This is a genomic window from Pullulanibacillus pueri, from assembly GCF_014639255.1.
GTDB classification, from domain to species: domain Bacteria; phylum Bacillota; class Bacilli; order Bacillales; family Sporolactobacillaceae; genus Pullulanibacillus; species Pullulanibacillus pueri.
Window position 1 is genome coordinate 23,059 of the sequence record NZ_BMFV01000042.1, and the last position, 8,068, is coordinate 31,126.

Sequence of the window (8,068 nt, forward strand, 5' to 3'; positions counted from 1 at the left end):
CGATTGATTTTCTGTTAGTTAATAGATATAGATATAATTGTGGAGATGATTCTCATTTTAATAAGGTGATGAAAAACAGTCACTCAAGTGGAAAAGGGTGCTTAATTCCTGATGGGAAAAGAAAAACAAGACTGGGGGAACTTGCTCGTTTTTTTATTACATAATGACAAAAGAGCGCAGAGGAAGTTTCCGACGTTTTAGGCTTTTCCATGTTGTCATCAAAACCATGCGAGAAGCAAAAGGAATCTGATAAGTGGGCATACGGATAACCGTTCGCTATACCGTTTGTTTCCAATTGTGATACAATACTTTTGACATGTGATGGTGAATGCTGTGTAACGTTGTCATAAATTATACTTGAGATGTGGCCAACTATAGATATAGAAGCCATGTGAATCTTCTAGGAGTTGTTCTCTGGATGTCAGGTTCTACGCTGATGCGAGGGACGTTTATTCTCTCGGTTGCTATTTTTTTCACAAAACTTATAGGTATGCTATTTACGATACCTTTTTACCATATTGTTAAGGAGCATGGGGTTTATCTTTACAGTTTTGCTTATAATCCTTATGCGATCATTTTAAGTATATCAACAGTAGGCGTGCCGCTTGCAGTATCCAAATTTGTCGCGAAGTATAATGCGATAGGGGATTACCAAACCGGTAGAAGGCTATTTCGCTCGGGTCTTTTATTAATGACACTGACCGGCTTCGTAGGGTTTCTAATCATGTTTTTTGGGGCTTCGGCCATTGTTCATTTAAGTGATGTGCATCCGGAAGATGTTGATGAACTTGTGTTTGTTATTAGAGTCCTTAGCTTTGCCTTAATTATTGTTCCTGCCATGAGTCTTATTCGTGGGTATTTTCAAGGGTTCCAGTCGATGGGGCCAACAGCACTATCGCAAACAATTGAACAAGTGGTGAGAATTGGCTTTGGGCTTATTGCTGCTTTTATTGTTGTCGAAGTCTTCCACGGTTCAAAAGTGATGGGTGTTGCCCTTGTGACCTTTGGGGCATTTGTTGGGGCCATTGCCGGGCTTATTGTACTCATCCGTTACTGGATGAAACGCAAACCTCATTTAGACAAGCTAGCGAACAATAGTGTGGTCAAGGATCGCCCGAAATTGGCCTCTATGTATAAGGAATTGATTAGTTATGCGATTCCGTTTGTCTGTGTGGGATTAGCGAATCAAATTTACTTACAGGTCGATCAATTTACGCTGAATCACTTTATGAAGGATTTTCATCAGGCCCTCTCTAATGGTGATTTGGAATTGATTATTGCTTGCTTAATGAACTTAGATCAGAAATTAATCATGATTCCCGTTTCTTTATCAACAGCTTTGGCACTTAGCGTTGTTCCTTCGGTTTCCGCCTCTTATGCACTTGGTGACCGCCGAGAGATGCAAATTAAAATTACGAAGGCTCTCCAATTAACGCTTTTCCTTACGATTCCAGCAGTCGTTGGGCTTTCAGTGCTTAGCCATATGATTTACGGTTTATTTTATGATTTAGAAGGGATGTCCATTGGTGGAGAGATTTTACGTTGGTATGCGCCCTCAGCGATACTCTTTGCTCTCTTCTCTGTATCGGCTGCCATTCTTCAAGGCATCAATCGTCAAAAAGTGACGATTTTGAGCTTAGGGATTGGGATTTTGCTGAAGCTGATCTTAAACCCGCTATTTATAAAATGGTTCGCGTTAACAGGGTCGATATGGGCGACTGATATTGGTTATTTCTTTTCGATTCTTATTAATTTCGTCGCCATACGCTGGGAGACACTTTATAATTACACCTTTATAGCAAAACGGACACTGCTTATTTGTATCTTTACTTTCATCATGGCACTTGGCATTGGTGTCATCTTCTTCTTTCATGGTGGTGCTGTGCCTCATACAAAGACGCAGTCACTCGTTTATACGATCCTTGGTGTAATTGTAGGCGGTGCTATCTTTGCTGTGCTTTCGGTATTCTCTGGCCTTGCTCGGCAAGTTATTGGCGATCGCATCCCTTTTTTGCGGCGGCGCGCGCGATCGTGATAATAGAAAACATAAATCAAACACCCTTATCATGCTCTTCATATGCGATAGGGTGTTTTTATCATTTTACAACTATTTAAAGGAAAGTCATTACATCATTTAAAAAATCATCGTTCATAAACATTTTATTTTACCTTTTTATAGATTGTGCCATCCACATCTCTAATCTCGATATGAGGTTGTAAACGATCTACCCCAACGATAATCGTTGGATTTTTTTCAGTGGATTTATTATAGAAACTCCTAACAGTAAGTGTGGTTTTTTCATATTGCTCCTTAAGGTTAGTCACTTCAAGGCTGTCCCCGGTCCTTTCTTTACCGAGAGATAGAACAATTGCCTTACGACCTTCAGTAATGTTCATGACTTTAAACCCTTTTATATCTGGATTTGTTTGCAGCTCCTTGTAATACGAGTACACATTATCTTGTGTTGTTGTATATGGATTTTCCTTTTTAATAATCCAGTAACCGGGTTTATTGATATAGACAAAACTGGTGATACCCACAATCACTAAAACAATAAAGGTAAAAATGTATTTTCTCCATAAAAAATGTTTCCCTGTCATTATTAATATAACAGCTATTGTTAAAATCCCTATCCCTAGTACGGATATTGGCATTCCTCCAAAGCCGCCTACAACTAAACCTAAAACGACTAATCCTGCACCAAGTAAAAATAAAATGCTTTTATTTTCCTTGATTTCTTTGAATATAAGGTGTGTAAGAACATAATAGCCTATACCTATGAGTAGGCCTAAAAAATACAGTGTTGTAAACACATGCACACGAAACATCCTCCTTAACGCTTTTTTAGATGGAGTTTGAGAAGTAGAAAGTTTTGGTGATATTTAAAAGGTGGGGCCCTGCTTTTCAAACTTTTTACATAGGAATGAGAAGATAATTGCGGTTACTTTCTGAGGTGTCTATGAGAAAAATTTTCAGCCTCTTGTGTTTGTACGATAGATAGAGTGAGGTAGTCGGCGTTGATGAGGATTGAAAACCTGGAGCTTTAAATGGGATTATCCAAGTTTTCTTTAAACCATTTAAGCTGCTTTCCGATGCTATACCCTTGTAGAGGAACTTCATAGTGAAAGCCATTGAGGGTTAATTCAGGTTCAAGAAATTTTCGATAAACCATTCCACCGTGCAGATAGACTTGCACACAGTCCGCTTGTTCATAGTCCATTAAAGTCTCAATGACTTTCTGGGCCCAAAGTCTCTTTTGGGTTGTGCTAAATGTTTTGATGGAGACGTCATAGGGGGACATCCATTGGTCAGGAAATAATAGACCATCTTTAGCATTATAGAAATAGAGGCGGTCATAAGTTTTTAAGCCATATTTTACAGATTGTTTAAATAATGGGCTTTTATAGAAGTCGATCACTTTGGCGGGACGCTCTGCCTTTGTTCTTGCTGTCGCTAATAATCCAATTTTGTCCATATCGATGTGCCTCCTATAGGTCATACTATGTCAGCTATAGCCATTCGTCAATGATTGTCCACTTATGTCGGCTTCTTTTGATTTTGGAATAAAGTGTAAATGAACGTAGAGGATGCAAAAAAACCCTACACATGAATGGTAGGGTCTAAGAGACTTTAACTTTCTTGTCTGTAACTTTCCATTTTCCCCGACTAGGACTCTTAACAAGCTGATTATACATTAAAATATTTAGGTCACGCTGAATCGTTCTTTGGGTCATCTCAAATTCCTCAACTAATTCCTGTGTTGAAACTGTGCCTTTCTCTCTAATGAACAAGTAAACGTCTTTTACTCGATTCATCATCCGATCCGTAGAAGGATTCAAAAAACCACTCCTTAGTCTTTAATCAAGCCACTGACATAATGGCCGTAAGACGGGGATATGGCACGCACAAAAGTATGACAAAGCATCCTTTTCATTTCATTAGCGTTTGGAAACTTGAGTTCGTCTAAGATGTCGTTGGGAGTGTATATAATTATTAAAGAAAAGGAAATGTGCGAATCTTTCCCCTTTATTATCATGTTACAATAGTTTTAAGATTTGTCAAATGAAACGGGGAGGGGACTTCTAGGACAATGAAAGTGCCTAGAAGTTATTCTAAAGGGAAGGAAACGAGGTTGAGACAAAACCAAATAATGAAGACAAATACCGAACCATGCAAGCTCAAGATTGAGTAGGAAAAGGAGAGCGTAATCCCAAGACGGAGACTCAAAAAAATTGTGAGAACGACGATTTTTTTCCTGCGAAGATGGATTCTCCTCGTTGCTTTCCTTAGTCTTACGGGAGTCAACGTCGAGTGGTTCCGAGAAAGCTTACTTCGAAGCAATACTCGTAGACGGAACAGGGGGCTTTTAATCATAAATACTTTGGAGCACGAAAAGACCCACTCCAAAGTGAGCTGAGGCCGTGCCCGTGGAAAGCGAAGTTCTTTGATGGCGCGAACCTTCTTATGCAAAGAAAAAGAAAATCCGTTCATTCAAATAGAATGTTCGGATTTTCCTATGAGTGAAAGACTTCTGTCCCAGCCTCTTAAAAAATATAGCTTTAGTATGAAAAAAGGTCTCCGGATAAATACCGTTCCCCTGTATCGTTTGTCATGCAGACGACAATCTCATCAGGTGAAAGGGTTTTAGCGACTTCTATCGCACAATAGACAGAAGCACCTGAAGACGGACCAACAAGGACACCTTCCTCGCGTGCAAGACGACGCGTCGTCTTATAGGCCGCTTCATCTGTGATAAGGTGGATCTCATCGTATACGCTTTGGTTTAAGACAGGAGGAATGAACCCAGGGCTAGTCCCAACTAATTTATGTTTTCCTGGTTTACCACCTGATAAGACAGGGGAACCCGCTGGCTCAGCAACATGGATTTTTAATTCAGGAAAGTGCTCTTTTAGAACTTCCCCAGTTCCTGTAATGGTTCCACCCGTTCCAGCAGTCGCGACAAAAGCAGATAAAGGTTTACCGATTTCTTTCATTGCTTCAATAATTTCTAAAGCAGTTGATTTTCTATGCGCATCAGGATTGGCTTGGTTTTCGAATTGCATCGGAATAAAGCTATTCGGAATCTCCTTAGCAAGTTCTCTCGCTTTTTCAATGGCTCCAGGCATTTTGGCGTCACCAGGTGTGAGCACAACCTCTGCACCATAGGCTTTAAGTAAATTAATACGTTCTTGCGTCATCGTGTCTGGCATGACAATAATGGCACGATAGCCACGAGCGGTCGCATTCATAGCTAAACCAATGCCTGTATTTCCTGAAGTCGGCTCAATAATCGTTGTTCCTTCTTTTAGATAGCCTTTAGCTTCAGCTTCAATGATCATGTTATAAGCTGCTCGATCTTTTACACTGCTGCTAGGATTGAAGGCCTCAAGTTTCGCGTATACTTGGGCACCGCGCGGATCCACAAGCTTATTTAGTTTTAAAAGTGGCGTGTTTCCGATAAGTTCTGCAATATTATTAAATACTCTTTTCATGAATTGTCATTCCTTCCACGTTTGCCATTTAATCAGATTATATAATAAAAAGGGAGGGCTTGTCCTATATTATATTCGAAAGCCAATGAAAAACCCTCTAATCCCATTGCCTTAGACAGTTATAAACTTACCATAAATTAAGGAGATGTTAAAATGAATCAACCTTCACATTATTTTTTAGCAGTGCCTCTTCCTGAAGAGATCAAGTCGTTTTTGTTTCAGTGTTCCCAACAATTAAAAAAGCAAGCCTCATATAAAGTTTGGATGGGAAAGCACGATTTTCATATCACGCTGGTTTTTCTTGGGGGAGTGGCTAAAGAGAAACTTGTAGCACTCATCGATCGTCTTAATAACATGACCTTTCAGCTAGAGGCGATGAATTTAAAGCTGAAGGGGTTGGGCGGTTTTGGTAAAAAGGATCAACCAAGGGTCCTCTTTGCGGATGTTGAACAAAGTGATGCCTTAGCAATGAATCAGAAACGAGTGGCTCAATGTTGCCGTGAGTGTGGTTTTCAAGTCGAGCGACGACCGTATCGTCCGCATATTACACTCGGTAAAAAGTGGGCAGGAGAAGGGCCGCTTTTTTTAGAAAGGCTAGCTGAGAGGATTCCTCCGCTTGAAAAGTCTTGGTCTGTTAAGCACATTGTCCTCTATGAAATTCATCCTGGAGCTGATCCAAAGTATATGCCCGTTCAAAAATTTTATTGTGAGCCATAAAAAAAGAGGTGCCGAAAAGGGAGCCATGAGATACAATAACACTAGGTTAATGTTGGGAAAGGAGATTGACTTATGGCTCAGCTTATTCAACTTGAGCGCTGTATCTCAAGATATCAAATCGATGTTTACCGTTATGCTGGGCGCTTCATCCATCAAAAGAAACGGCGATTAGAACAGTACAAGGAGAAGCATAAGGGTGAGATTGATCAAAAGGGAATGGCGTCCTTTTATAATAGATTCTTTCAACAACAATTAAACTGGGCCACAACGACAGCGACAGAGGCATCTGGTCTTCCTGAACGCTATCGTATGGATCTTTGGTTAAGAACGCTGTTAAAGAGACTGGATGAGACGGTTTTAATGTTATACGAGCCTGTTTTACTTTATAGAGAGGCTGCTGTTCCAGCGGATATTATTCTAGTCACGCCTTACAAAATATGGACACTAAAAATGATTACAGGGGAATCAGGGAGTGTCTTTCAGCCTTATGATCGTAGACAGTGGAAGGAAATACGAAGTGAAAGTATCCATTACACGGTCAACCCATTAATTTCTTTACAACGAACAACGGAAATGGTAAGAAAGATTTTTAACGAGCATGACATTCAATGGGCCGTTTATCCCTGTCTATTAGTCCCGGAAAGTTATGTGGAATTTTCAAACCCGAATGCGTTGGAAAGGATTATTGATAGAACCCAATTAGATGCTTGGTTTAAGGAGCTTTCTAGCTATAGAGCGACATTGAAACGCGACCAATTACACGCTGCGGAAATTCTTTTAAAACATTCAGAGGTGGTCTCAGAGCCTCGGACATAAGGCTTTTGTCCCTTTTTGAGACTGTATGTTCGTTTGACGGATCCTTAAGGATGTACTATTTTATTTATAGAGGTTTTGAACGTGAGCTGAGAAAATAGCGAGCAAGTTTTGATATGGATAAAGAGTGAGGGTTTTTTTATGTATGGTTTGGATAGCAACCATTGGGTCATTTCTTCTGCAGGCGGCGTGACGGGTGAAGCGTATATTGCACAATCAACGGATAATAAATTGTTTATTAAACGCAATTCGTCTCCGTTTTTAGCTGTGCTGTCAGCTGAAGGGATCGTACCCAAATTATTATGGACCAAGCGCTTAGTCAACGGTGATGTGATTACGGCCCAAAAGTGTCTAGAGGCACGGGAATTAACAGTAGAAGAAATGGGATCTAAACGTGTGGCTCAGCTTCTAAAAAAAATTCATGAATCCGAACCCCTCGTTTTTATGCTTGCTAAGTTAGGGAAAGAGCCATTAACGTCAAAAGCGTTTTTAGCTCATTTACATGAAGAACGGAAACTTCATCCCATTGAGCCTGCTATCCAAGAAGCTTTTGTCTTTTTGAAAGAAAGAGTTTTAGAAGTGGAGCATCCTGTTAAGCGTGTCTGTCACTCTGATATTAATCATAACAATTGGCTATTGGATGAGGATGATCGGTTATATTTGATTGACTGGGATCAAGCGATTATTGCTGATCCAGCGGTTGATTTAGGAATGACTCTCTATGGCTATGTGAAGAAGGATGCATGGGCCAATTGGTTATCTGATTATGGCTATGAATTGACTGACCATTTGCGCTTACGCATGCATTGGTACATGTTGGCAAACACACTCACCTTTATGTTCTGGCATCAAAAGCGCCATCGATTGAAGGAAGCCCGTCAATATAGACAGCAATTAAATGAATTGAATCGTATGACTCATAAAGATTTTTCGCATTAAAAAGCCGGACAGCCTGTTTTAAAGGCGCCGGCTTTTTGCTTAATTTACGACTTTAGTCAGTTGAGCTCGCGATAGCGTGCGAAACAATAAACCACCTGCTATGCAG

General features: G+C 40.2%; 8 protein-coding genes. 4 read left to right on the plus strand and 4 right to left on the minus strand.

Annotated features, from left to right (window positions below; all coding sequences use genetic code 11):
• Positions 1 to 418 precede the first annotated feature (418 nt).
• A complete protein-coding gene (locus IEV91_RS19000) occupies positions 419 to 2,035 on the plus strand; it encodes a putative polysaccharide biosynthesis protein (RefSeq protein WP_188499008.1) in 1,617 nt (538 codons plus the stop codon).
• Positions 2,036 to 2,160: 125 nt separating this feature from the next.
• On the opposite strand, the gene IEV91_RS19005 is transcribed toward IEV91_RS19000, so the two are convergent.
• From IEV91_RS19005 to cysK, 4 genes are all read right to left on the minus strand, one after another.
• The gene (locus IEV91_RS19005) at positions 2,161 to 2,820 is read right to left on the minus strand and encodes a hypothetical protein (RefSeq protein ID WP_188499009.1); all 660 of its coding nucleotides are present in this window, start codon (positions 2,818 to 2,820) and stop codon (positions 2,161 to 2,163) included.
• A 224-nt stretch (positions 2,821 to 3,044) separates the two neighbouring features.
• Positions 3,045 to 3,476, minus strand: a complete 432-nt coding sequence (locus tag IEV91_RS19010) for a DUF6884 domain-containing protein (protein WP_188499010.1) — start codon at positions 3,474 to 3,476, stop codon at positions 3,045 to 3,047.
• 145 nt (positions 3,477 to 3,621) lie between these two features.
• A complete protein-coding gene (locus tag IEV91_RS19015) occupies positions 3,622 to 3,840 on the minus strand; it encodes a DeoR family transcriptional regulator (RefSeq protein WP_188499011.1) in 219 nt (72 codons plus the stop codon).
• A gap of 720 nt (positions 3,841 to 4,560) precedes the next feature.
• Positions 4,561 to 5,493, minus strand: coding sequence for a cysteine synthase A (gene cysK / locus IEV91_RS19020; RefSeq protein ID WP_188499012.1), 933 nt, complete (start codon positions 5,491 to 5,493; stop codon positions 4,561 to 4,563).
• A gap of 153 nt (positions 5,494 to 5,646) precedes the next feature.
• Between cysK and thpR the strand changes: the two genes are divergently transcribed.
• From thpR to IEV91_RS19035, 3 genes are all read left to right on the plus strand, one after another.
• Entirely contained in the window at positions 5,647 to 6,210 is a 564-nt protein-coding gene (thpR, locus tag IEV91_RS19025; protein ID WP_188499013.1) for an RNA 2',3'-cyclic phosphodiesterase, read from the plus strand.
• Positions 6,211 to 6,282: 72 nt separating this feature from the next.
• A complete protein-coding gene (locus IEV91_RS19030; RefSeq protein WP_188499014.1) occupies positions 6,283 to 7,026 on the plus strand; it encodes a hypothetical protein in 744 nt (247 codons plus the stop codon).
• Between the two features lie 138 nt (positions 7,027 to 7,164).
• Positions 7,165 to 7,962, plus strand: coding sequence for a phosphotransferase family protein (locus tag IEV91_RS19035; protein ID WP_188499015.1), 798 nt, complete (start codon positions 7,165 to 7,167; stop codon positions 7,960 to 7,962).
• Positions 7,963 to 8,068: the final 106 nt, after the last annotated feature.